General features: G+C 44.8%; 23 protein-coding genes and 1 riboswitch. All 23 genes read right to left on the bottom strand.

The window, feature by feature from the left end; all coding sequences use genetic code 11:
• Positions 1-394: 394 nt before the first annotated feature.
• Positions 395-3151, bottom strand: a complete 2757-nt coding sequence (locus ABDB91_RS00250; protein WP_347489552.1) for a molybdopterin cofactor-binding domain-containing protein — start codon at positions 3149-3151, stop codon at positions 395-397.
• A 373-nt stretch (positions 3152-3524) separates the two neighbouring features.
• Complete coding sequence (locus ABDB91_RS00245; protein ID WP_347489551.1) at positions 3525-4505, bottom strand: molybdopterin cofactor-binding domain-containing protein; 981 nt, start codon at positions 4503-4505, stop codon at positions 3525-3527.
• A gap of 161 nt (positions 4506-4666) precedes the next feature.
• Positions 4667-6409, bottom strand: a complete 1743-nt coding sequence (locus ABDB91_RS00240) for a molybdopterin cofactor-binding domain-containing protein (RefSeq protein ID WP_347489550.1) — start codon at positions 6407-6409, stop codon at positions 4667-4669.
• Positions 6402-7286 carry an FAD binding domain-containing protein gene (locus ABDB91_RS00235; RefSeq protein WP_347489549.1) on the bottom strand — a complete coding sequence of 295 codons (885 nt, stop codon included), beginning with the start codon at positions 7284-7286 and terminating at the stop codon, positions 6402-6404. The genes ABDB91_RS00240 and ABDB91_RS00235 overlap by 8 nt, the downstream gene beginning before the upstream one ends.
• Before the next feature lie 335 nt (positions 7287-7621).
• Positions 7622-7921 (bottom strand): XdhC family protein, encoded by a 300-nt coding sequence (locus tag ABDB91_RS00230; RefSeq protein WP_347489547.1) that lies wholly within the window; start codon positions 7919-7921, stop codon positions 7622-7624.
• The gene (locus ABDB91_RS00225; RefSeq protein ID WP_347489546.1) at positions 7918-8262 is read right to left on the bottom strand and encodes an XdhC family protein; all 345 of its coding nucleotides are present in this window, start codon (positions 8260-8262) and stop codon (positions 7918-7920) included. The genes ABDB91_RS00230 and ABDB91_RS00225 overlap by 4 nt, the downstream gene beginning before the upstream one ends.
• Positions 8240-8716: an XdhC family protein gene (locus ABDB91_RS00220; protein WP_347489545.1), complete on the bottom strand. Its 477-nt coding sequence runs from the start codon at positions 8714-8716 to the stop codon at positions 8240-8242. The genes ABDB91_RS00225 and ABDB91_RS00220 overlap by 23 nt, the downstream gene beginning before the upstream one ends.
• Positions 8717-8995: 279 nt before the next feature.
• On the bottom strand, positions 8996-9331 hold the full coding sequence (locus ABDB91_RS00215; RefSeq protein WP_347489543.1) for a DUF3870 domain-containing protein: 336 nt from the start codon (positions 9329-9331) through the stop codon (positions 8996-8998).
• 82 nt (positions 9332-9413) lie between these two features.
• Positions 9414-11705 carry a xanthine dehydrogenase family protein molybdopterin-binding subunit gene (locus ABDB91_RS00210; RefSeq protein ID WP_347489542.1) on the bottom strand — a complete coding sequence of 764 codons (2292 nt, stop codon included), beginning with the start codon at positions 11703-11705 and terminating at the stop codon, positions 9414-9416.
• A gap of 1 nt (position 11706) precedes the next feature.
• Complete coding sequence (locus ABDB91_RS00205; protein ID WP_347489541.1) at positions 11707-12192, bottom strand: (2Fe-2S)-binding protein; 486 nt, start codon at positions 12190-12192, stop codon at positions 11707-11709.
• Entirely contained in the window at positions 12189-13124 is a 936-nt protein-coding gene (locus ABDB91_RS00200; protein ID WP_347489540.1) for a xanthine dehydrogenase family protein subunit M, read from the bottom strand. Before ABDB91_RS00200 ends, ABDB91_RS00205 begins: the two co-directional genes overlap by 4 nt.
• A gap of 153 nt (positions 13125-13277) precedes the next feature.
• Entirely contained in the window at positions 13278-13808 is a 531-nt protein-coding gene (locus tag ABDB91_RS00195; protein WP_347489538.1) for a 2-oxoacid:acceptor oxidoreductase family protein, read from the bottom strand.
• Complete coding sequence (locus ABDB91_RS00190) at positions 13798-14640, bottom strand: thiamine pyrophosphate-dependent enzyme (RefSeq protein WP_347489537.1); 843 nt, start codon at positions 14638-14640, stop codon at positions 13798-13800. The genes ABDB91_RS00195 and ABDB91_RS00190 overlap by 11 nt, the downstream gene beginning before the upstream one ends.
• Positions 14640-15782 carry a 2-oxoacid:acceptor oxidoreductase subunit alpha gene (locus ABDB91_RS00185; protein ID WP_347489536.1) on the bottom strand — a complete coding sequence of 381 codons (1143 nt, stop codon included), beginning with the start codon at positions 15780-15782 and terminating at the stop codon, positions 14640-14642. The genes ABDB91_RS00190 and ABDB91_RS00185 overlap by 1 nt, the downstream gene beginning before the upstream one ends.
• Positions 15775-15984 (bottom strand): ferredoxin family protein, encoded by a 210-nt coding sequence (locus ABDB91_RS00180; RefSeq protein WP_347489535.1) that lies wholly within the window; start codon positions 15982-15984, stop codon positions 15775-15777. The genes ABDB91_RS00185 and ABDB91_RS00180 overlap by 8 nt, the downstream gene beginning before the upstream one ends.
• Before the next feature lie 83 nt (positions 15985-16067).
• A complete protein-coding gene (locus ABDB91_RS00175; protein WP_347489533.1) occupies positions 16068-16412 on the bottom strand; it encodes a cupin domain-containing protein in 345 nt (114 codons plus the stop codon).
• Between the two features lie 19 nt (positions 16413-16431).
• On the bottom strand, positions 16432-17130 hold the full coding sequence (locus ABDB91_RS00170; RefSeq protein ID WP_347489531.1) for a DUF2848 family protein: 699 nt from the start codon (positions 17128-17130) through the stop codon (positions 16432-16434).
• 33 nt (positions 17131-17163) lie between these two features.
• A complete protein-coding gene (locus ABDB91_RS00165) occupies positions 17164-17943 on the bottom strand; it encodes a carbon-nitrogen family hydrolase (RefSeq protein WP_347489529.1) in 780 nt (259 codons plus the stop codon).
• Positions 17944-17957: 14 nt separating this feature from the next.
• Positions 17958-19181 (bottom strand): tRNA-dihydrouridine synthase, encoded by a 1224-nt coding sequence (locus tag ABDB91_RS00160; protein WP_347489527.1) that lies wholly within the window; start codon positions 19179-19181, stop codon positions 17958-17960.
• Between the two features lie 375 nt (positions 19182-19556).
• Positions 19557-20456, bottom strand: coding sequence for a sirohydrochlorin cobaltochelatase (locus ABDB91_RS00155; protein WP_347489525.1), 900 nt, complete (start codon positions 20454-20456; stop codon positions 19557-19559).
• 654 nt (positions 20457-21110) lie between these two features.
• Positions 21111-21312, bottom strand: a riboswitch (cobalamin riboswitch).
• 78 nt (positions 21313-21390) lie between these two features.
• Complete coding sequence (locus ABDB91_RS00150) at positions 21391-22122, bottom strand: SprT family zinc-dependent metalloprotease (RefSeq protein ID WP_347489523.1); 732 nt, start codon at positions 22120-22122, stop codon at positions 21391-21393.
• Between the two features lie 3 nt (positions 22123-22125).
• A complete protein-coding gene (locus tag ABDB91_RS00145) occupies positions 22126-25230 on the bottom strand; it encodes an HsdR family type I site-specific deoxyribonuclease (RefSeq protein ID WP_347489521.1) in 3105 nt (1034 codons plus the stop codon).
• On the bottom strand, positions 25230-26480 hold the full coding sequence (locus tag ABDB91_RS00140; RefSeq protein WP_347489519.1) for a restriction endonuclease subunit S: 1251 nt from the start codon (positions 26478-26480) through the stop codon (positions 25230-25232). The genes ABDB91_RS00145 and ABDB91_RS00140 overlap by 1 nt, the downstream gene beginning before the upstream one ends.
• Positions 26481-26731 lie beyond the last annotated feature (251 nt).

Here is a 26731-nt window from a genome sequence, read left to right as displayed (position 1 = left end):
AACACTTTAGGACAACCAGACGTTCACCCCCTATGGTTTCATTATTTAATCCAAATTGACAATGGAATACATAATTAAATAAACATCTGCGCTTCGCCGCTGCACATAATATTAAGTATGCAGTATGCAATACTTTACATATAAGATAATATCTACTTTATTTTCATGCACTAATGGATACTGTTACATAAATAGAATTCGTTAAAGATTACAAAAACTCCTATAAAAAATGTCGATCCATGTCGTTTGCAAATAGAACATTTTTAATTTAATTGTCATTTTCGGTTTAAACCTGATCAACAACTATGTAGGTGCCGGGGGTACCCATCCTTTTGGGAAGGTACCCCCGGGAGGAGGAGAAAAGTACCCTGTTCTAATCTCAAATTGGTTAATATTAAGCGTTTTTCTTTTTCAGCGCTTCCAGAACTCTACCCGGCGTAGCCGGCAAATCATGGATCCATATGCCGCAGGCGTCATGCATAGATGCAATGATGGCCGGTGCCATCGGGAAATGCGCGGCCTCGCCCATCCCTATGGCGCCAAAGGGACCGGGGCCCTGGGGAATTTCCACCACATAAGTGGTCATTTCAGGAACATCCGTGGATCTGGGCATGGGATAATCTTTAAAACCTCTGGTTTTACCCGTAACATACTCTTCCATTAAACCAAAAGCTACGCCCATACCCACACCGCCTTCCATCTGCCCTTCCATCGCCAGGCGGTTAATTGCTTTGCCAACTTGGAACGCCACAGCAGCGTTAAGAACTTTGACTTCCCCGGTTTGAGTATTTATCTCTGATTCCACCACCGCCGCGCCATAGGTAAATACTTCATATAATTTCCCTTGACCTGTCTCCTGATCCAACAAATCAAGAGGCACAACAAATTCTCCGGCGCCTGTCATGTCGCAGCCCTTTTGGTGCAGATCCCGGAAGGTTATTTGCTGTTCCGGATTATGCTTGTTAAAAATCAAGCCATCTTTTGTTTCCAAATCATCGGCCGAGGCCTTGAGTTCATCTGCAGCCGCCTCAAAAAGCTTTTTCTTTAAATCACGGCAGGCCAGCAATGTTGCGTTTCCGGTATAAAATGTATGTTTACTGGCGCAAGTAATATCGGAATCCGGTGTCAATAGAGAGTCGGCGGATATTACTTTGACCCTGTCTATGGTCAATCCAAATTCTTCGGCGGCAATTAACCCCATTACAGTGGTTGACCCTTGTCCAATTTCCGCCGCTCCCTCTTTCACTATCAAGGTTCCATCCTGATTAATTTCGACATTGCATCTGGATAAGTTTAAAAGACCGGTTTTGCCAATACCATACCAGGTCGTAGCAAAGCCCTTGCCCCGTTTTATATGCGACGGTAATTGAGCGGTCTTTTCAGGAGCGGTGGCTTTTTCACATTTGGCCCAATGGTTTTCTATAGCTTCGATTACCTCTTTGTATCCCGGCGGGTCTTTAATTAATTGACCCGTTGCAGTCACTGTTCCCTGTCTGAAGCCGTTTAGCTTGGCAAAGTCGAGTATATTCACATTTAGACGTCTGCAGATTTTATTCATTTGTGTTTCTATAGCAAAACACATCTGGGAGACACCGAAACCGCGCATGGCTGAAGATGGAGTGTTATTGGTAAGAACTGTTTTGCCTATCACCTTAACATTGGGGATTTCATAAGGACCGTAGGAGTGAACTATAGCGCGCATCAATACGCCGGGACTTGCCAATGAATAGGCACCCGCATCTGTGACAATTTCCCCGTAATGAGCCACGATTTTGCCGTCTTTACGCACGCCTGTTTTCAATTTAATCCAGAAGGGGTGCCTTTTGCAGCTGCCAATGAAGTTTTCTTCCGTTGTAAACTGAAGTTTTACAGGTACTCTGGCCTTATATACGGCCAGCCCGAGAAGCAGTTGAATAAAAGGATCGATTCTGGCGCCAAATCCTCCTCCGGTGCCGTCTTCCACTACCCGTACTTCGTCTGTTCCCAGACCCAGAACTCTGGCAATTTCGTCACGATGGTAGTGCGGTGCTTGTCCGCAGGCATAAATAACGATTCGCCCTTCAGCGTCAATATAACCTACGCCGGCATCCGGCTCCAGATAACCGTGCGCATTGGCCGGAGTGTAAAAATCATTTTCTTCAATGAAATCGGCTTCTTTAAAACCTTCTTCAATATCACCGTGGACAAGATTTTGATGAAACAATAGGTTACCCGGAAAATCTTCCTCCTGTACCTCCGGAGCCCCCTCTTTTAGGGCGTCAAATGGGTTGGTTACAAACGGAAGTTCTTCGTAATCAACTTTAATCATCTCTAAAGCCTTTGCGGCTAATTGCTCTGTTCTGGCTACCACAATAGCCACAGGCTCTCCAAAATAGCGAACCTTGTTATCCGCCAATACTCTAAAGTCCTGATCAATATATTTAACTCTGTTAGGACCCTTTAAATCAGCCGCAGTGGCAACTGCAACTACGCCGCGCATAGCTTCCGCTTCCGCGGTATTAATTGATTTTATTTTGGCATGGAAATATGGGCTCCTCAAAACTTTGGCATGGCACATATCCTCAAGGTAGATATCCTGTGCGTAGCGCAAAGTTCCTGTTACCTTGGACCAGGAATTGAACTGCGGAATTCTGCCCCCCAGCCGCAAATCCTTGATATCTTTTTCCTTCAACAGTTCGGGGTTTTTCCTGGCCTCGGCCGCCAGCAAAACACCATCAATTATTTTTTTATATCCCGTACAACGGCACAAATTTCTTTTAATTGATTTTTTAACTTCTTCCCGTGTCGGATCGGGGTTCCCGTCTAAGATTGCTTTGGCATTAAGAATCATCCCCGGCGTGCAAAAACCGCACTGTGCGGCGCCAACCTCCACAAATGCCTTTTGTATAATATCAGGGTTGTCTTTTGTTCCAACGCCTTCAATAGTTAAGATATTCTTCCCTTCCACCCGTTCAACCGGCAGCTTACACGAATTTGTGGGTTTTCCGTCAACTAAAACCGTACAACTTCCACATAATCCCTCATCGCAGCCTTGTTTAGTGCCTGTCAATTTTAAATCTTCACGTAACACTTTTAACAGCGTTTTCTTCGGATCAGTTAGTATGTTAACTGTCCGCCCGTTTACATTTAGTTTTATATCGCGAATAGACAAAAAATCACCCCTCTTGTTAGTTTAAACACAAAAATTACACACAGTTATGAATTAATACCAGTCCTCTAAGTACCAGTTCCATGTAAGCTTAAATATATAATATATTATATAACATAATTTTTCAAGAATTAAAACATTTAAATTTTAATCAATTTAAGTAAACGTTAACTTTTCTAAAAATTTTCATTATAAAAACTTTGCCACATTAATTAAGCCGGCAAAGGTATTTAATAAACCTTTGCCGGCTTCCCCGCCTCAAAACACGTCATTGTCCCGTAATGATTTATAATTAAAAGAGATTCGCATGCCTGCTATATAATATATCGTATTAGAGATTCCTTCTCAATGTTAAGTTTTTCATATTAAAACTTAACTATTTAGACTTTAAAACCCCAAAAACTCTCTCAGCGGTATTCGGCAGTTCTTTTACCCGCGCCCCCACGGCATCGGCAATCGCATTTAGTATGGCGGCGGCCACCGGCACTGTGGATGGCTCTCCAATACCTTTTGCTCCGTATGGGCCTGTTGGTTCGGCGGCCTCGACAATTATGGGATCGAAGTCCGGCATATCAAGTGCCGTTGGTATAAGATATTCATGAAAGTTGGGGTTTTTAATCAATCCATTTTCAAGGATAATTTCCTCGGCCAGGCTAAAGCCCACGCCCATGGACGCCCCTCCCTCAAGCTGACCCTCGACGCTCAGGGGATTGATAGCCTTACCGACATCATGAGCAGCGGTAATCTTAATAATATTGATTTCTCCGGTTTCTGTATCCAGCTCCACCTCGGCTACCTGGGTGCCATATGAGTATGTTGCATAGGGCACCCCCTGGCCGGTTTCATCGTCCAGAGGAAGGATGCCCGGGTTAAAGTTGCCCGTGCCCATAATAACCTTACCCTTGCGCCAGCAATGTGTAACAACTTCGCCTACGGTAATTCTGTGGTCCGGACAGTCTATAAGAAATATATAACCATCTTTCGCATCCAATCTTTTGGAACTTACATTTAATAGCGAAGCGGCTTCTTCGAACAACTGAGCTTTGGCGTCCCGAGCCGCCATCCGCACGGCGTTGCCCGATATATATGTTTGCCTGCTTGCCGAACTTACGCCCGATTCCGGAGTTACCCCGGAATCAGCCGAAATAATCGATATACCTTCAAAAGGAATACCTAATTCTTGCGCTGCCATTTGACTAAACACAGTATTTGAACCCTGACCTATATCCGCAGCACCGCAAAGTACATTTGCCGTACCGTCTTCCAGAAGTTCGATAAATGCACTGGATGGGTTTGGTTTACCGGTATTACCCATGCCGAAGTACATACAGGCAATACCCCTGCCGCGCACTTTCATATACAAAACACACTCCTTTAAAGCAAGTTCTTAATTCAAGCGGATATTTAACTCCCCGGAATTTTATACTGCAAAATACATGACTTGGTTGGTTTACTTCCGGTGGTGTATAGAATCCCCCATCTGAAGCCTCGCTGTTCAGCTCTAGCTGAACGAGTTCATTATTTAAGACCGCTTCTTTCCACTGCACGCTCAATGGTTTCCAAAATACCCACGCCCTCATTGAGAATCTGCCCCGTAGGTGTGGCCGACCCCTTTCTCAACGCATTTATTTTTCTAATTTCCACAGGCGAAATACCGATCTTTTTGGCCAGCTCATCTATTATAGCTTCATGGGCTATGGCAGCCTGAGGTGCGCCGAAAGCCCGCATGGCACCGCTAACCGGATTGTTGGTATAAACCGTGTAGGTGTCAATTTTTACATTGGGAATTTCGTATGGACCAAACGCACAGGTAGCCACTCTGGTTAATACACCTGTTCCGTAAGAGTTATAAGCCCCTGTATCACCATAGATCTTAGCTTCTCCCGCTATTATTTTACCATCCTTGCGAGCGCCCAATTTATAGCGCATAATAAACGGGTGACGTTTAGTTGAGGAAATCATGGACTCTTTCCTGCTATAAGACAATTTCACCGCCCGGCCTGTCTTTAAAGCCAGAAGCGCAACCAGTGCATGTACTGAATTATCAATTTTACCGCCAAAACCTCCTCCGGTAGTAGTTTGTATTACACGTATTTTATTTACCGGCATATTAAGGTTAACTGCAATTTCAGACCGGTGATAGTGGACACCCTGGCTGGGAGCGTAAACAGTTATTTTTCCCGCTTCGTATATACCAATACCGGTCTCCGGCTCAATATAAGCGTGTTCCACCATGGGTGTCCTAAATTTATCTTCGATGATAATATCCGCCTCTCTAAAACCCTTTTCTATATCCCCTTTATAAACTTTACGGTGGAAAATCAAATTGCCACTCGGATGAACTTCAGGCGCGTCCGGCTTGAGAGCGTCTTCAACCGTAAATACACCGGGAATGGGCTCGTAATCAACTTCTATCAATGCCAATGCCTTCTCAGCAATTTCAATGCTTTCCGCCGCCACTGCCGCAACCGCGTCACCATAACAACGCACCTTGTCTTTAGCCAGGACGGGCTGATCTTTTATATGTATGCCATAACCGTTACAGCCCGGCACATCATCCGCCGTTAAAACCGCCGCTACGCCCTCCAAGGCCCTGGCACGGTCTGTGTTAATTTTCCTGATATAAGCATGGGCATGTGCACTGCGCAGCACTTTTGCGTATAACATGTTGGGAAAAAACAGGTCGTCGGCATACTTGGCCTGGCCGGTAACCTTGGGCACCCCGTCAACCCGCGCGATAGAGGAGCCGACCACGTCCCGGCCAACAGCGGGCATAACGACTTCCCCCTCGCCGCGCAGCTCCGTCGCAGCAGCCAAGACAGCATCAATTATTTTTTTATACCCGGTGCAACGGCACAAGTTGCCTGAAATAGCCAGTTTTATATCCTGGGTTGTGGGGTTAAGATTTTTATCCAATAAAGCTTTGGCGCTAAGCAGCATGCCCGGTGTACAAAAGCCGCATTGCACCGCGCCTTTGGCTAAAAATGATTTCTGCAAGGGATGCAGCCGCTTTTCTTCACCCAATCCTTCCACCGTAACTATTTTTTTACCTTGAGCCTTTAAGGCGGGCAGCATACAGGAGGCCACGGACTCCCCTTCCAACAGAATCGTGCAGGCTCCACATTCGCCACTGTTGCAGCCTTTTTTAGTGCCCGTTAAACCCAACTTTTCACGCAGCACATCCACCAGAGTCATTTTCGGGTCGATATGAATTTGATGATCTTTGCCGTTTACATTTATTTGCAGCAAAACTTTATTCATTTAATTCACCCCCCAATTCAGTTATGGCCTTAATTAGCGCTCTTGTTACCAATACTTTAGCCATTTCCCCCTTATAATGAGCACTGCCCCGGATGCTGTCCCTGGGGTTGATTTCTTTTTCAAGCACAGACAGCGTTTCCTTAATTACGCTTAGTTTAAAGCGCATACCCTTTAACGCATTTTCCATATTCTTTGCCCGTACCGGAACCGGAGCCATGGGTCCCAAAGCTATCCTGACATCTTCAAAGGCGTTCAGATTATTATTCGCCTTTACCCAAACCCCCGCATTTACGATAGGCAGCGCCAAAGCCTTACGCTTGGCGTGACGCATGAAAGCGGCAGCTTCACCCCAACCGGAAGCTTTAAATTCAAAGCCAACTAATATCTCCGAGGTTGGATCAACCGCCGATTTTCCCGCACTTACAAACAGCTGATCGACAGGCTTTATTATTTCGCCCTGATTAGTTAAAATACGCACCCTGGCATCCAGCGCCATTAAGGCAATAGTCGTATCAGCCGCCGGCTGGGCGTTTACTACATTGCCGCCAATAGTGCCGATATTGCGTATCTGGGGTGAGCCGATACTCCGGGCCGCATCCGCCAGAACACGTGCTTTATCTTGGATAATAGCGGATGATGCCAAATTATTGTGAGTAACCATTGAGCCCACCATAATCCAGCCATCGCTTTCAGTGATTGTTGACAATTGTTCTACCGCGCTTAGATCAACCAACGCGTCAGCGTCCACTTTATGTTCCCGAAGCTGCAAAACCAGGTCTGTTCCACCGGCGATTATGCGGGCGTTACCTGCTTTTTCCCTTAAATAGACCATGGCCTCCTCAACTGTGCCAGGGTGGAAGTATTCCTCGCAAGACATGTTTGATACCCCCTAAAAAATATTTTTTCATACTCTACTAAATTAAAAACCCAGCGCAAATTATCCGTTAGATAATCAGGCTGGGTTTTAATCACTTTTATAAAAGGGCACAAACCCTCTTATCATGAAAAAAATCAGCATAAACCATATGATATTTTATATATAATATATTAATACAGATTCAGTTTTTTGGCAAGATCTCTATCCTGAAAATAGCGTTAGGTAATTTCATCCTCTGATGGTGCCGTGTTAGTGGCATGGTGGTCTATTATTGCTTTCATATTAATTACCCCTCTCAAATTCATGTCGGAATTTACGCGATCCCGGTGAAAGCATCAGGAAATAAACTCAATATAAATGGTTCCGGAACCGCCGCAAATCATACCCTCGTCTGCCAAGTCACGTTTAATCAGAACCGGTTTGCGGGTTTTAATCACATCTTGCGCTTTTTGCACGGCCAGATACTCCAATTGACCGCCACCTACCGTACCAATAATTTTACCGTTTGGATATACCAGCATTTTAGCTCCCGCTTTGCGCGGGGTAGATCCGCGCGTGCTGCACAACGTTGCCAGCGCCGCGGTTGCGCCGTTATTTTGTATATTTAATATCGCTTCCAGAATTTCTATATTCATGCCAGCACCCCCGCTTTTACATATTTCATAGGCTTACAGCTGCCTTCATTTCCATGGGCCACTATCTCGGCGAGGATACTCAAAGCAATTTCACCGGGTTTCTGCCCGCCCAGATCAAGGCCGATTGGCGCAGACACTTTTTCTAATGTTTTTTTGCTTATCCCTTCAGCCATAAGGGACTGGAATGTCTGGCGCACCTTGCCCGAGCTGCCTATCATACCAATATAGCAGGCTTTGGAATGAATAACCGACTTCAGACACAGCCGGTCATATTGGTGACCGCGGGTAATAATTACTACGCTGGTCAGGCTGTTAACCTCAGCCGGCCGGCAATGAAGCACATATTAGCTTGTCCGCCCTGGGAAAACGTTCTGTACTCACAAAATCGGCCCTGTCATCTATGACAACGGTTACAAAACCTAAAATAGATGCTATTTCCGCCAGCGGTTGAGCCACATGTCCGCCGCCAAAGATGATTAATTTTTTTTGCGGAAAATATAAATCCTCTAATAGAGTAAATTTAAAAATCTCCTTATTGGGTCCTGCTGTATCTACCTCAATAAGATCAGTGCTCGGTGCGGATTGGGAAAATATATGACCGGCCCGTGCAAGCATCCGCTCATCCAATTGCGGCAGCCCCAGTGACCCGTACTTTTCATCTCCCGCCAATAAAAGCCGGCCACCCTCCGGCATGCCGGGATACCCATTGCCATCAATCAAGGTATATACAATTGCCGGAGTACCGTTCTTAACAAAATCCAGCAACCTGCCGTATAAACTTGTATTTTGCACCACTGTTTTATACTCCTTATCCCCAATAATAATGTTTTACACAGCACCTCGCATGGTGCGAAAGGCTTTTAACGCACCATAACCAACAGCCATTGCTTTATCGGTGATAGCATAACATACCGCTTTATCTTCCCGATCACTCCTTATAATAAAACGTTATACTTATCCAAATATAACGAAGTTGCAACAGTTCATGCATCGGTATGGATACAAAAGCTGCATCTATATTGAATGCCATACAAAATATCCCATACTTTGCATTCCGCGTCTTGCACCGGCATATTATATATAATTCACAAGCTTCTTGTAATCAATATACTTTTGATAGGCAATTTCCACGGCTTTCATAAAGGCATTGATAGATGATACATGGGCCCGCTCTTCCATTTCCCTGATCAGGGGCTTTATGCCTTGACTTAGATCATACCCTTCGACGATAGAAGAAAAAAAATCATTTGTATGTGGATGAACCGTCATAAATGAGGCGCGTACAACAATTTCTTTATCCATATCTATTTCCAACAAAGCAGTTGTTCTTTGCAGATGATCATGCATCGGTATACCCTTGGGCAATTGGGCATGACCACTAAATAGATGGGTTCTTGTTGCTAATTTCATAAAACACCTCTAAAATATATAAATATTAAACCATGTGATGCAAAACGAAAGCTTCTTTGCATCACATGGCGGTGTTATATCATTAACCTTCTTTTTCCTTTAATGCTTGCAATATCTTCTCCGGAGTTATCGGAAGCGTGTTAATACGTACTCCCACGGCATCATAAATAGCGTTGGCAATGGCCGGTGCTATGGCTGTAAGGGCGGGTTCACCCAGGCCTTTGGCGCCATATGGGCCGTTCGGATCATCCGATTCAACCAAAATAGATGTTATATCGGGCATATCTACAGATCTTGGCATATTATAATGTTTGAAGCTTTGATTCTTTATAATGCCTTCTTGCTCAATCATTTGCTCAGTCAGAGCAAAACCAATCCCCTGTGCCACGGCGCCCAGAACCTGCCCTTTAGCCATTAACGGATTAATGGCCTTGCCGAGATCGTGTGCCGAAACAATATTTACCAAGTTGACCTGCCCGGTTTCCCGGTTCACCTCTACCTCGGCTATTTGCGTAACAAAAGGATAGGCGCAGGAGACATTGCCAACCTTTGTATCAGGATGAACCATAGATACGTTAGGGGGTAAAAAGCTTCCTTTGCCAATAATGGTTGCCCCCGCTTGTTTATATGAAGCAAGCTGAGCGGCCTCGGGGAAACCTATACTTTTCTCCGTATGACAATCAAAGATAACCCCGTTATCAATTTTCAAATTTTCCACCGCTGTTTGCAATTCTTCCGCAGCCACGGCTAAAATTTGCTCTCTTGCGTTGATAGCCGCTGCTTTTACCGCATTGCCGCCCAGAGTGGTAACCCTGTCGCCAAACGTGCCCAGTCCATGCGGGTTTATATCCGTGTCCAAGGTGGGTACTTCAACCCATTCCAAAGGAATGCCCAGTTCACTGGCGGCAATGATGGCAAAAACCGTTCTGGAGCCCTGACCGATATCAACTTCGCCCGGCAATACAACGACTTTCCCTTCCTCGTTCACACGCACGTATGCCGAGGCCCCGTCAAAGAAAGGCAAAAAAGTACGATTGCCGGAAACATGCAGACAGCAGGCTATGCCGATTCCCTTGGCCAGCTTGTTGGTATCTTTAAGTTTGGTTTGCTCCTTCTTAGTTTTCCAATCGGCTATTTCAACACTTTTCTTAATACAGTCGGAGAGACCGCAGCTTCCCAAGTGCCAGTTATGCGGAGTTATATCACCCGTTTGGCTGGCATTTAATAAACGCAATTCCGCCGGGTCTATATTCAGTTCTACAGCTAATTTATCTATTAAAATTTCCATGGCAAAATGACTTTGAGGGCAACCGAAACCACGGAACGCCCCGGTGGGCACTTTGTTGGTATAAACAAGGAACCCTTTGGTGGAGATATTTTTAATCCGGTACAGATTATCAGCCCGGGTGGAGGCGCTTAATAAGATGCCCGGCCCATAATTCATATAAGCGCCGTTATCCGCCAGTACCCTGGTTGCCTTGGCCAGGAACGTACCATCCCGGCGCGCACCCATTTTCATATTGATGATCATGGGTACCCTGGGTAAGGAAGCCATAAGTTCATCCGTTCTGGTATTCACCATTTTCACGGGACGTCCGGTCTCCCTGGCCAGCAGTGCACATAACGGATGCAATTTATATTCCAGCTTACCCCCGAAACCTCCGCCCAAAGGAAGCTGAATGACGCGCACTTTGTCCTGCCCGATGCCTAAAGCATTGGCGTAAGTCATTCTGGCCAGTACATGTGATTGCGTGGGCACCCAAAAGGTAACCTTTCCCTTGATATCCCACTGCGCCACAGCCGCATGAGGTTCAAGATATCCATGATGCACACGGGGCGTCTCGAATTTGCCCTCGACAATGACATCCGCATCGGCAAATGCCTTTTCAATATCACCGTGATTAATGGTCATCTCCCGGGCTATGTTGGTGCCAAATTGATCGTGTACCAGCGGCGAATCCGGCAGCATGGCTTCTTCCATATCGAAAACTCCGGGTAATGGCTCGTATTCAACTTTTATAAGCTTTAAAGCTTCTTCGGCTGTTTCTTCGTCAACAGCGGCTACCACCGCTATTTCATCACCGCGATAGCGTACTCTATCCCCGGCCAGCAGCCGTTCATCCAGCATTTTTTCACCGGCTACGGAGTAATTGGGCAAATCGATTTCATGGCCGGTAATTACCGCCCTGACTCCGGGCAAACATCTGGCTTTTGATGTATCAACATGTAAAACCTTACCATGGGCTATGGAGCTGCGCAGCACCTTTCCGTACAGCATTCCGGGGAGGCTAAAGTCGCTGCCATATATTTGCTGGCCGGTAACTTTTTCAACAGAATCGATTAAAGGCACCGATTTTCCAATCAAACTGCCCATGCTAACAGCTCCTTTCCCGGGCATTCAAATAATCGGCAGCCATTTTTATAGCTTTAACTATTTGATCATACCCTGTGCATCTGCAAAGGTGCCCCGCGATAGCTTCGCGAATTTCACTCTCGGAAGGCCGGGGATTAACATCCAATAATGCTTTGGCCGCCATAACCATGCCCGGCGTACAATAACCGCATTGTATGGCTCCGCTTTCAATAAAAGCCGTTTGAATAGGATGAAGCTGTTCTCCCCGGGACATGCCCTCAATGGTCAGCACCTCGCACTGGTCGGCCTCCACCGCCAGCATAATACACGAACTCACGGCTTTTCCATTGAGCAATACCGTGCAGGAACCGCAGTCGCCGTTATCACAGCCTTTTTTGGTACCCGTCAGATTCAAGTCTTCCCTTAAGAAATCAAGAAGAGTTTTCTGCACGGCAACTTCCTTTTCATAAGCCTGGCCATTAACTACAACCTTGATATTCTTCTTCATGACTGAACCCCCAGTGCCTGTTGGATGGCCTCGTTAATTAAAACACCGGTCATATGTTTTCTATAACTTAGCGACATCTCTAAATTGTCTATATAACTTAACTGTTCAATGGCCTTAGCTGTAATATCTTCAATTAAATTATTGTCTATTGGCCTACCCTTTACCAATTGACTAATGTCACTCACTTGCACCGGTTTGGCAAATGCACCGCCTAAAGCCAGTGATAACCTTGATATAACGTTATCCTTATCTTTATCTAATCTAACCGCCGCTGAAATAACGGTGGTCCCCATTGCCTTTGAGGTGCTTAAACGGGAATATCCCCAGGAACCGATCTTCTGCTCTTTAAAATATATTTCTTTTAAAAGCTCACCGGGCAGAAGATTTATTTTTCTATCCACAGATATGAAATCTTGCACGGATATCCTTCTTTCACCCTGACCGCTGACCAGCAGCAAACCGGCGTCCAGAACCATCAGCGGCGTTATCAAGTCAGCGGAAGAAGCATATTTACATGCTTTAACGCCGCCCCCGGACAGAGCCTTGCAGCCCGGAAGGCCACAGGCCCCGCAATTCGCACCCACGCTGCAGATATTACCGCCGATGGTGGCCATGTTCCTTATTTCGGGTGAAGCTATTTCTTTAGCCGCTTTTTGCAGTAAAGGTACGTTTTGTTCCAGAACATCGCTTTTTAACAAATCATTTATTTTAACGCAGCTTCCAATGTGTATATATCCTTCCTTGACGCTTATCTCTGTTAGGCTTTTTAACCCGTTAACGCTTATTAAAAGGCCCGGCCTTAATTGTCCATGCTTGATTTTTAGAAGTATGTTAGTGCCGCCGCTTAAAATATACGCATGTTTGTTATCTTGCAAAAGTTCAACAGCATGTTCCAAACTCACCGCTTTTTCATATTTAAAATTTAACACCATTAAAACACCTCTATTGTGTTCAGGACACTCATATTTACTATTACTTGAAGCAAGTTCTAAAATTCAGGAGGAGCTTCAACTGTCCCTGAATCTTAGAACTGCAAGATACACGGCTTAGTTGGCGCTGTACTCCCACTTATAGAAGCAGGCGACTTACGCCAAGTTAGTCGGGTTAAATCCTTTATAGAAGGCCTTTAAATTTAAGGCATGAATCTTGGGCGGCAGCATTTCCTTTATGGCGTCAACCATGCTATCTTCTTTTACAATGGACATATTTTTCAATATAACACCTAAAAACAGCACATTAATGACTTTCAGGCTGCCCACTTCCAAACACGTTTCTTTAAAAGGATAGCCAAGATCATTTCGGGCCCGTTTAGGAGTAACGACGTCCTTTTCGTATATAATCAAGCAGTCTTTGTCAACTTGTTCGTAATAGCGATCATATGCTGTTTGAGTTAATGCAAGCACCAGGTTTGGCTTTTCACACTTGGGACTGTAAACTTCTCCTTCCGAGATAAGCACTTGAGCTTCCGAATAACCACCCCGGGCGGCAATACCATAACTTTGCGTTTGTACCGCGTTTTTCCCTTCCAGGATAGCGGCATAAGCCAGTATACGTCCCCCGACAATAAGACCCTGTCCGCCATCTCCCGCCAATACTACCTGCCAGTTATTTTTCATTATTTACCGCCCCCCCGCTTGCTTGCTGACTGGAATTTAAGTCCCAGTAAACAGTTAAAAAGTCCTTGCGATCATTATCCGCAAACACGCCTGTCGCCAAATATTCCGATCGTTCTTCCGCCGCCATTTTTTCATAACGGGATATTGAAACGGCTTTTTCTTTTAAATACTTCATCATGGCCAGAGGCCCTGCCGGGAAATTTCTCCTGCCGAAATGAGTGGGGCAGGGGCTCATAACTTCCACTAAACTAAATCCTTTTTTCTGAATGGCTTGTTTAATATATTTTTTAATTTGCAGTACATGATAAGCAGTTGTCCGTGCAATAAAGTTGGCGCCGCAGGTTTGAGCCAGTGCGCATACGTCAAATCCGGGCTCCGGCACTCCACGCGGAGAAGTGGCCGTACGGGCAGTCAAAGGGCTGGTCGCCGAATACTGGCCGCCTGTCATACCATAATTAAAATTATTGGCAATAATGGCCGTCAGGTTAATGTTGCGGCGGGCGGCATGGATAAAGTGATTACCCCCGATGGTTACCGCGTCGCCGTCACCCATGAGTGCAATAACGTGCAGATCGGGATTCCCGACGGATATACCGGTGGCGTAGGGAAGCGCTCTGCCGTGCGTACCGTGAAAGGCATGGGTTCTAAAATAGTCATCCGCTTTGCCCCAACAGCCTATACCGGTGGCAATAACCACTTTTTCCGGAGGCAGTTCCAATTCCGCCAGTGCATCGGCCAGGGCACGCACTATAATTCCGTCACCGCACCCCGGGCACCACATATACGGTTGCGCTTCAGTCTTCAAATAATCGGTATATTTAAAAGCAGTCATTATTTGGCCACCTCCCGGATTTGTGCCAGTATATCCTCTGTTGTAAATAACTCCCCGTCAGTACGCGAAACTTGATATACCGGCGTATTGACACAGTTCAGACGCTGCACTTCGCCAAGCACCTGCCCCTGGTTCATTTCCGGAACGATTACCGCCTTGGCTTTTTCTAAAGCCTGCTGTACATATGCGTCTGCAAACGGCCATAAGGTTACCAATCTTAAAAGGTTTACCCCAATGCCTTCGCTTTGAGCTTCCGTAACCGCCTGTTTACAAACTCGGGATGTGGCACCATAGGCTATTAGCGTTATATCGGCGTTAGCCGGGCCAAAATGCTCTACTTGAACAATATCGTCAATATAATTATATATTTTATCTCTGAGGCGTTTTAAAAGTTGTTTATTGGTTTCCGGCTTGCTATTGGAGCAGCCCGTGGCATCATGACAGGAACTGGTGGCGTGAACAATATACGCATCTCCGTAGGCCGCCATAGGCGGAATGCCGTCTTCTTCAGCTTGATAGGGCAAGTATGCTTTTGGATCCCCGCCGGGACGCTTGCGATTGATTATTTCTACTGTACCGGGATTCGGAAGGGCCACGTTTTCCCTTAAATGTCCTATTACCTCGTCACTTAATAGAATAACCGGTGTGCGATATTTTTCAGCTAAATTAAAGGCCCGTACTGTTAAGTAATACATTTCAGCCACTGATGCCGGACTTAATGCTATTATACAGTGATCACCGTGAGTTCCCCAGCGTGCTTGCATAACATCCGCCTGAGCCGGACGGGTGGCCAACCCCGTCGACGGGCCGACACGCTGCACATTGATTATCACACAAGGCACTTCCTGATATATACCCACACCCAGGTTTTCTTGCATTAAAGAAAATCCCGGGCCGCTGGTAGCGGTGAAAGTTTTTTTACCGGACAGGGAAGCGCCGATGATAGCCGCCATGCTGGCAATTTCATCTTCCATTTGCATGTAAACGCCGCCATAGACGGGTAATTCTTTGGCACAGATTTCAGCTACTTCGGACGACGGTGTAATGGGATATCCGGCAAAAAATTCGGCACCGGCATCAATAGCCGCCCATGCACAAGCTTCATTTCCCTGTAAGAGCCTCATACCTTTAGGTCTACTCACTTACCGCCACCTCCAGTTCAATAGCAAAATCAGGACAACGCAGCGCACATAATCCACAGTTTGTACAATTTTCCAATTGGCTAACCAACGGCAGACCATCCTTAGCAGCAACATATACTTTTCCCGGACAAAATTCAATACAGTAACCGCACCGTTTGCAGTTTTTTTCATTAACCGTTATATTGGATACCTTGTTCGCCATTTGTGAGTAAACCTCCACTAGTTAAATAAATTTAAAGAACCCCCTTCCCCTGTTAAAGGAACAAGAGAAGGGGGGAGCAACTGTTATTTTTTGTAATACCTGATTTCAAACGTTATGCAGCCGTTGGGAATTTCATAAGGACCATGCAGCATCCCGGGCGGGCGGCAGGCATAAAAGCCTTCAATATAGGTTTCCTTTTTCTTGATATCCGTTAAGCTGCCTTGTAAAATGTACACCTCTTCCCAAAAATCGTGCACCAGAGTTTCCGTGGTGGTCGTCCCCGGAGGAAACTTTAAAAGTCTGGTATAGTCGCCGGTATCAGGGTCTACGCTGAGGATTTTTTCGATGATCCCCTCTTGGGCGCCTTCTGCCTGGCGCCAGCCAATGTTTAGATCATGATCAAAAAACTCCAGTTCCGGTTTCGGCACTTACAATTCCCCCTTATAATTATTTTTTAAACCATTTGCTTACCGGTTCTAAACGATAGCTGTTGATTAGCTTAACATTCCTCTTCCGATCATCCAGTTCCACGGCAAAGTAGGGGCTGTAATCCACATCTACCTTGGCGGCCACTGTGCCCGAATAAATTACCAATCCGTCAATACTCGGCAGATCGACTATTTTTTTCACTCTGGCTAAAAGGTCTTCCGGAGCAAGCAAGGCAGACAAGGGCGCTTCCTGAAAAATAACTTTTTGGCCTTCATGTTCCACCCAGCTGCGCAGAACGATTTCGTCCCAATGATCCTTAACTTCCGAAAGCCGCCATACGTCTTTGGATATCGTATTCGGATAAACCTGCTTGGCCTTGGGAATATCATCCTCTTCCAGCTTGCGGTCCGTATGGTCGCTGCCGGTGGCCACGTAAATTTCGGTTTCCGTGCATAAGAGCGCATACTCCGCTTCACCTGAATGATCGCTTTCATCCAGAACTTCAATTATCTCGTCTTGAATTAGCCGGTCATTAAATTTAGCAAAATATGTCGGAGTTTCATCCGGAGCCGGTATGCCTTTTTCCTTTAATTCATCAATGTGCTTTTGCACTTCCGCCTGGTTTCTCCCGGTATAGCCGGCATTAACAATTTTCTTTATGTCATATTTTAATATTTCGTTGGGATTACCATTAATTCTAAACTCTAAAACAGGCATTAATTTCCCCCCCTTCTAAAATCATTTATCCTGCTATAATTTAAGCACTCTATCGCGTAATGGCGGAAATTCCGCCCTGATTTGGTGTACCAAAGCAGGATCGATTGCTGCGATAATAATACGTTCTTCTTCGGCACTGCCGGCAATGGTTACTCCCCAGGGATCAACAACCATACTATGGCCCAGGAATTGTTTGCCTCTGTTCACACCCGCACAGTTACATGAAATCAAGTAGCAGACATTCTCCAGCGCCCTGACCTGGTTTAACGCTACCCAGTTAGCCACACGCGGGAAGGGCCAGCCCGAGGTAACCAGGAAAACTTCCGCTCCCTGCTCCATCATCCTGCGATACAATTCAGGGAATCGCAGATCATAGCATGTTGAAAGTCCCAAAACGCCCAGCTCTGTTTTTAGGCTAACCACTTCCGACCCGGGGGTTAACAGTTTTGTTTCCGCCGAACCATAGCCAAACAGGTGCATTTTACGGTAAGTGCCCGTGATTTTACCTTTATTATCCAGCAGAACGCTGGTATTATACAGCTTGCCGTCGTTTTTTTCCACAAAACTTCCGGCAAACACATAGGCGTTTAATTCTTTAGCCTTTTCAGCAACAGCACTTACCGTTGGACCGCTTAAAGCTTCACTTTGGCTTTCATATTGTTCAAATGAAAAATAACCAATATTCCAGATTTCAGGAAGCAGGATAAGATCCGCGCCACTGACTTTATCCATTTGCGCCCGGACATAGGCTATGCGCTCTTCTTTGGTTTGATCGTCTGTTATCCTTAATTGTAATGAGGCAACTTTTATCATTAAGTTAGCACTCCTTATTCAAAGTCGCCCAGGAACACCCGTTCAGGCCCTTCCATGGTAATAGCGTCTTTGGGGCATAACGATGCGCAAAGACCGCAGCCATCGCATTTTTCCGGGTCAATACTGGCTTTGCGCTTTTTGTCATCCTGTTCATACATGGATATGGCATCATAGAAACACCAGGTGGGACAGAATCCGCAGCCGACACATTTTTCCGTGTTAACTTTGGAGATGTTTTTGGTTTCGCGGTCCACTACATCCCAGGTTCTAATTTGCGGGAGAGTGATGCCTCTAATATCATTCAGTGAACTATAGCCTTTTTCAGCCAGATAATTTTGCATACCATCGAGGAAATCCTGAATGTGACCGTATTGTTTGGTGCCATACATTAATGCGGTACATGTTTGAATAGTGGTTGCGCCAACCATAGTGCACTTAATCATATCTTTCCAACTGTTGATGCCGTTGGTTGCGGAAATAGGCAGCCCAACTTCCCTGGCAACCTTGGCTATCCATTTCAGAGTAATCGGCCTCATCCAGGGACCGCCCACTCCGGCAAAGGTGGAGTGCAGCAGGGGACGGCCGGTATCAAGGTCCACATCCAAAGCCGGGAACCTGTTAACCACCGTCACGCCGCCGGCGCCTGCTATTTTAACGCGTTTAGCCACATATACCGGGCTGATAGCTTCCGCGGTAAGTTTAACAAAAACAGGTATTTTTACGGAATCTACTACAATTTTGGTTACTTCCGCGGCTGCATCGGGATCGCTGCCCAACTCCTGACCGCTCTTGTAGCCCAGATCACGCGGGTGCGGACAACCAAAGTTCAATTCCAGCATATCCACGCCGATATCTTCCACCTGCTTGGCCAACTCGGACCAAGCTTTCAGCGAATCGCCGGAAATACTGCCTATTAGTACCGTGCCTGCTTCGTCACAATATTTACGGGCCAGTTTTAACTCATTCATCCACTCTTCAACTGAGTAGGTAGCTAGAAATTCACATGAATAATTGGAATAAACCTGCGGCCAACCTTTTTTATGTAATACCGTAAATCTGGGTGACACATACTTGGTCAACAGCGGTTCGGGGCTGATTGTTTTGGAGATTACGCCGCCTGCGCCACCTTCTACACACCTGCGCATATATTTGGCATCTTTGGTAGGGGTAGCTGATGCGATTACTATAGGGTTTTTAAACTTAATGCCACATAATTCCACACTAAGATCCGGTTTCATAGCTATGTCTCCTTTTCATATATTATATTTTTTACTTATTATATCATATATCATATATCATTCAATAGATTTTAAACAACAATATAAAAAAATTCGGGTTCATAAGTTTACCTTTAACCTCTTTAAGTGTGTGTTCGAAAAGGCAGGCTCGGGTGCCGGGTGTTGAAAGGCTGAACATAAAAAGGGGGGGTGTCGCAAAACTACTTTCATGGAGTAGTAAGCGACCCTCCCTTTCCCGGATGCAGCCAACTATTGCGATAATAATCCGGTATCTTTACAAAAGGCTGCCGCACTATGAACTATTTAGTCCGTTGTGCAACAGCCCTTTAATATGATTTGCGGCGAAATGAATCTCAACTGCTTAAATTTCTGTTATTACAAAGCATTTGCATGATCCCGGCGTTTTTGCAATTCTTGATATCTTCCACTGCTTTTTCCCGCCGCTATGGCATCCCAAATATGTTGAACATAGATATCATGGTAGGCGGGGTTCTCACCTAATCCGTGCAGATACACATCCACCACATAGCCGTCTTTTTTCAACTGAGTTTTCCAGGAGTCTTCCTCGTCTCCGGCCATGTCATTTTGAGCATGATCACCGGCCACCAGCATGTAGGGCATGAGAATAACATGCTTAATTTGGTTGTTTTGCAAGCGTTTCTTAACGTTATCCAAAGACGGATAGCCTTCCACCGTCCCCACGCAGACATTTAGCCCCATATCGTCCAAAACGCTCTGCAAGCATACATAAGCCGCATTGGCCGGGTGGTGCGATCCATGCCCCATCAATACCACCGCCGTATCATCTGTTAATTCAGGCAGCTGCCGCTTTAATGCCTCCACGGCTATGGTATAGTCGTCGGGAATGTCCTCCCCACCTTTGGAGTACAATATCGGCCGCCCCAATACTATATTGTCAAATTTATATTCATATTTTGCCACCAGGGCGCGAACTTCATCATATTCCACCCCGGGAATAATATGTAAGGATTGAACCACAACCCGGGTAAAACCTTCATCCTTCAACTTTTGGAGCGCCCGGTCCGGGTCATCAATAACCAGGTTGTCCCGTTCCTTTAGCTTCTTAATAATTATTTCCGAGGTGAATGCTCTTCTCATTTCATAGTCTTGAAATGTATTTTTAATTTTATTTTCCACGCTTTCAATGCATGCTTTCCTGGTATCGTCATAGCTTGTCCCGAAGCTAACAACAAGCATGGCCTTTTTATCCGTACCGGTTTTCTGTGCTGCAATAACATTCTTTGCTTGTCGCACTCACTTTTTTCCTCCCTTATCACTCGGTATACCATTCCGGCAACACGCCGGGCCGTTCTTTCCGGCCTCCGCTCCATTGCCACCCCGAACTCTCCGAAATCAATTACTTCCTATTTTTAAGCATAATTACGGAACGGCAAGAAACCACTAATTAAGCAGTCAATAAATTTAAGCGCGCGTTGGCTAATTTCATATAAGACAAAATACCGGGTATAACATCACGCAAGATCATTTTCAGCCGTTCAGCCCAATAACGGCGTTTGCGAAAACACAAACAGCAGCTGAAAAAGCTCCGCGGATAAAAGAGCTCCCGCCATCGCGGGAGCTCTTTTATCATGCCGACCGCAAGCAAGCCATAGTTCAACCAACCCCCATAGTACAAAACAAAAAAATCCGTTTTATACTTCTGTGGTTGTCCGAACAGGCCCGGGCTTGCTGTTTTCAGGTTTGCGGCCCCAAGTTTGCACTTTTTTGGGATACCATACCTTTACAACAAAGAAAACCGATTTAAGATGCCGACTTCTCAAGCGGCACCACCCAAAAATATTTTAACAATAAATAAAAGCCTTGGCTCCTAAGAACAAAGGCCTTATGTTTCAGCTTCACTTACCTGCACACATAATGTGAAGCAGACACTTTATTCCTCTCCTCGGGAGGTAATGTTCATTTCCAGGCATGTTGTTTCCTGACTCATAGGTCATTGCCTGCATTCCACCTTCCCATCCCAATTAATGCCGGACAGTGGTTTTCGGAAGAGGCTCTCTATTTACAGTGGCCGGACCGTCCAGGACTTGCACCTGGTTCCCCATTATCCCCCAAGCAATAGCTCGGGATTACCCGGAAATGTTAACGGAAATATTAAATTTAATATATTTTATCATTAAGTTTTCGTACTGTCCAGTAAGCCGGACCTTCTTTACCGCCAGGTTACCTCTTAATACCAGAGTCCTTTTACTATTTCGTAGTCAAGAATTCTTTTGCGCTCTTTCCAATCCGGCATATGTACAGTCAGAAAGTCATAAAAATCTTTATTATGTTTGGAATAAAGAAAATGCGTAAGTTCATGCAAAACAACATAATCAATACAACAAGACGGTGCTTTGTACAAATAGTAATTTAAATTTATTTTGCCGTGCTTTCTGGAGCAGCTGCCCCAGAGGGTTTTCATTTTTCTGACCTGATGTGTTGGTTTATCAATACCGTGCTTGGCAATAATGGGGTAAAATTTATCAATAACCACCCCAAAATAAAAATTGCTCTGTTTTTTCCACCAGCGCTCAAATTGATTTTGCAGAGCCCGTTCATTACTAACCATGGGGGACTGTATAAAGACATAGTCACCCTCTTGTTCTATTTTATACCTTTTCCCTTCATTGATAATAATCCTTTTTTGCCTGCCTAAAATTCGGGTGGTTATGCCGCTTTTTATAACTGTTTCAAACTCGCTGGCTTCGGTATCTTTGAAATAAGCCAAGGAATTTTGCACCCATTTGGTTTTGCTCCTGAGATATTCGATTATCCATTCATCCGATACCCCATACGGTACGGATATTTTGACGACTCCATCCGGAAACACCTTTAACCGAATTTTTTTCACGCTTTTACGCTCAATAATTACTTCCGTTCCATTAAAAATTTCTGTTTTGAATAAGTTTTTTTCTTCCATAGCCTAATACCTGCTAATTGCTGTTTTCTTAAGCCCTTCTAATATAAGGTCAATTTTTTCAATAGGTAATTTTACATTATATTTTTCAGTAAAATCCCAAATCAGGTCGTCAAGAGCTTGTTCCATATCTTTATGCACGGCTACATTATTACGCCAATCCACTTTTGCGCGGCTTGAAACAGCTTTTTTGACCTCAATGGCCAATTGCCCCATTGCTTCATCCATTTCCGGCGGCACCTCATTTACAGCTTCGGCAATAATACCCTGAATCGTTCCATAAAAACCTTTCGCATCGCTGTCATTGTCTATACAAACAGGGTAGTGATGACCGGTATAGCCTCTTACAAAATCATCGGCTATTTTTTCCATTTTAAAAAAGTAAGCGCCATCATTTCTTGACACCGTATATTCTTCAAGCGTTTCTTTAACTTGCTCAGAAAACCTCTTATATAACAGGGGATCATCATAACGGCAGGTTTCCAGCTCTTTGCCCATACGGGTGCGAATAGCATCCCCTTTGGCGGCTTTACTATCCAATTTTTCAAGCTGTTCCTTCATCCCTTCGGCATCGTGAATAGAAACAGGTTCAACAATAATTTGGCTTGGTTTAGATAGAACAAAATTATTAAGCAGGCTGCGAATACCGTCTTCATATTTACTAAAATCTACTTTTTCATTATATCGAAGCAAAACGGCCCCGCGCAATTTTTGAAAATGAAACAAATCTTGCTTGTACTTTTGAATCCGGTCATATCCAACAGCTGCAAACAACGCATAACTTCCCATGGCCAAATCAATTAAACGGGAAAATACCGATAGTCTTTGATAAAAGATTTTTCTGAGGTCATCGTCTGCCAATACGCTTTGCCAGCCCTCGGAACTGTTTCGGTCAAAATCTTTTCCCTCAAATATTAGCCACAATTCCTGATATGCCTTAGCCAATTTGAGTTTTTGATCACCAGCGCCAAGAATAGCACTTTCTATATCGGCCTGTTCGTATCCATCCATGCCGGATTTTTCATCCGCATACATATCCATGGCAGTGTTAAGCTTGCTGAAAATGCCCCAATAATCCACGATAAGCCCGAAATCTTTACCGTGATATACACGATTGACGCGGGCGACGGCCTGCAGCAGCGAATGTTCCCTCATGGGTTTATCCACATAAAGCACGGCGGCAACCGGCGCATCAAAGCCGGTCAGCAGCATATCTTTAACAATAAGCACATCCACATCGTCGCCGCCAATGAAACTGTTTTTGGCCCAGTCATAATATTCCTCGTAGTTGCTGCCAAAGAGAGGCTCGACCTCTGCTTTGAAAAAGGCGTTTATTATCTCTTTATTTTCGCTGGTAAGCTCATCATCCTCTTTAACGTTCTCGGGCGATATCACCACCGCCGTCTTTACGCCGCCCAATTTTTTTATTGATTTATGCAGTTCAATAGCTGTGGAACGTGAAGAGGCTGCAATCATAGCCTTAAATCCCTTCGGCTTGGCAAAACGCATAAAGTGCTCATGAATATCAAAGGCTACCATGTCTACACGTTGACGGGTCCGGGCCAGGGGTAAAAACCTGCTCCATCTGCGCTTCATATCTTCCTGCCGCTCACGGTTCAGCGGTGCAATGATATATTTTAGATAATCATCAATTTTATCGCTTGTGACATCTTGTGGAATAATTCTCCCCTCGTAGACAAGGGGTACAATAACACCATCTTCTACAGCCCTGATAATGGGGTAACTGTCAATAAGCGGCCCGAACTGTGTATAGGTATTGAACTTATGTTTCTTAAGCAACGGCGTGCCGGTAAAACCTATTTTTACCGCGTTGGGCAGCACATCAAGCATAAAGTCATGCAGTTCGCCCGAGTGGGTGCGATGGCTTTCGTCCACCAATAAAAAAATATTGTCGCCTTTAATTTTGACTTTTCTTTTGGCCGCCGCGTCAAATTTATGTATCAGGGTAGTAATTATAGTTTCACCATTGTTATTTAGCAGAGCAATCAAGCCCTTACCTGTTTTGGCCCGGGCCGGGCTAAGCTGCGTTTTGGCGAAATTATCCCGCAGTTGTTTATCCAGATTAACACGATCATTTACAAGTATAAAACGAGGCTCTCTGATATCCGGATCAGCTATTATTTTTTTAACCAGCATCACCATGGTAAGAGATTTTCCACTGCCTTGCGTATGCCAGATCACACCGTTTCTAGTACCCTTGCCATCTTCCCCTTTAATGCGTTTCATGGCTGCCTGTATACCGAAAAATTGCTGATAGCGGGCAATTTTCTTTACATTGTTATCGTATAATATGAAATGGCGAATCAGTTCCGGCAGCCTATCCCTGGAAAGCATGGAAACGATGGTTCTGTCTTGTTCTGTAACTCTTCCGTCCGGACTGACCTTGTTGCATTTTTCCTGCTGCCACTCATAATTCTTTTCCCGCCATATGTTAAAGTGTTCGGTCGGCGTACCGCAAGTACCGTATTTAACGGTGTTTGGGTTCATGGCCATAACAATTTGAATATATTTAAACAGCTGGGGAATGTAGTCAGGCTGCCAATTGCGTATATTTTGGGCAACGCCTTTATCCACATCAATACTGGATTTTTTACACTCCATCACTACAAGGGGGATACCATTGACCAGCAGCACTATATCCGGCCGCACATATTTGCCGTTCGGACGTTCCACCGAAAATTCATCCGTCACCTGCCATATATTGTTCTCGGGCTGCTCCCAGTCAATAAACTTTAAATCAAAGGATTGACGGCCGCCGTCAAATAAGTCCTCTCCATAACTGTTGCCGGAAAGGAGCAGGTCATAGATCGTTTTGCTCGCCGACATCAGCCCGGAAACCAGCGGCACGTCGATATCGTTAATGGCCTTGCCTATAGACCGGTCGGAAAAAGGCATTTGCCTGCCCCTGTATACAAAGGACTGGCGTTGCAAAAACTCACGCAGGACCTCGGGAAACAGGACATTGGAAAGCCGCCCGCGTAATGCTTCCGCCTGCGAACGGGGTATGTATTGGTAACCTAACTTTTCTAGAACCTCTATGGCCCGGTCCTGGCTTTCCGGGCGTTCGTCGAATATGGTATGGTTGGACATTAATTCACCTTCTCAGTGTTGACTCTCACAATCCCTGTCAGCAGCAGCTGCATCAGAGCTTTTTTCTGTTCCTTCAGTTCATCGAGCTGCTTTTTGTGCAGTTCTATTTCACGATCCGCTGTAGATAAAATTTCGGCAATAGCAGATTGCTCAGTTACTGCAGGTACTTTAACGCAAATATTAACCAAGCTGGACCTCGATAAATTATATCTTGTTGCCCCTTGAGCCAACATATTAAGGACACTTCTAAAATAAGAACCCCTAAAATAGTAACATGCAAACTCAGGTAATAAAGTATCAAAATTATTCATTCTAAATCCCACGCAAAAGCTATTAAGATAAACATTATCTATATTATCAAGATAAACAGAAGACATCCCAATTTCGCCCTGAGTCTCGGAAGTACTTGTAAATAGAATATCTCCATAAAGAACCTTATTCTGTTTTTCATTTTCTGATATATTTACAAACTCTAATTTTTTCGTATCGATTACAGTGTTTTCAAAAACATTTATGTATGGAATAAAATACTTTCCATACCCAAAATCACCTTTACTTTTCCCGCTTAGGCCAGCATATGTATTACCAATATCCCCCAACCTAATTTCCCGAAATTCACCTTTAAATCCGGGTAGTGTTTTCTTACCTGTGAGCAGATTCTGCATCAACCACTTTTTTTGCTTTTTTTTCTCAGCGATTAGCTGTTCTTTTAAACAAATAACCTTATCACAGGCAGTTAGAATCGAGGTAATACTTTGTTGTTCCATAACCGATGGAATACGAATTTTTTGTCTTAGCCAGGCATCCGTTTTAAATCGTAATTTTTCAACATGAACGCCATCACTGGCAATATAAAAATATCTTCTCATAAAAGGCAATTGCACATAGTATTTAAAAAAAGATGGCAATAACCTGTTATTACAGTTCATAACATCATATTCGTTGGACACGGTCGCCCCTTCGTACTTCTTGGGGACAATAGCACATGCTCCGTGTACTATCTGTCTCTTTGAAATAATGAAATCACCTTCACGTATTTCAAACTGGCTTTTCACCAGAATTCTTTCCCCGGTTAATTTACCTCGACTTTCAATTCCTCCAAAATTTCGTTTAATTGTAATGAGGTTATATTCTTGATCATCTACCATATTAACCGGCCTTTCAACAACCTCCAATAGTTGGCTTAACTTGTATTCCGCCCAGTCTTCCGGGAATAGGTAGTTCTTATAATTATAACAAATTCTATTCATGCATGACCACCTTGTCCAATGTTTCATTGCACAATAAAGAAGACTTGGTTCAGGTGGGGTTTTGACCACCCTATCCGAACCTTAGTCGCACTTATTTCGAGCTTACAGTCTATTAACCCCCGGCCTCAGAGGGCGGGGATTACAGGCTGTGCGAAGATAAAATGTTTTATCCTCCACAGATTATCAGGAATTTCCTAACCGTCTTTCTCTTTTGTTCTAGCCTTTAATTTTACCATATTTTTGAATATCGC

The sequence above is a fragment of the Desulfoscipio sp. XC116 genome (genome assembly GCF_039851975.1).
GTDB lineage: Bacteria > Bacillota > Desulfotomaculia > Desulfotomaculales > Desulfallaceae > Sporotomaculum.
Note: the sequence above shows the minus strand (reverse complement) of the source record. Positions and strands in the feature narration are given on the sequence as shown.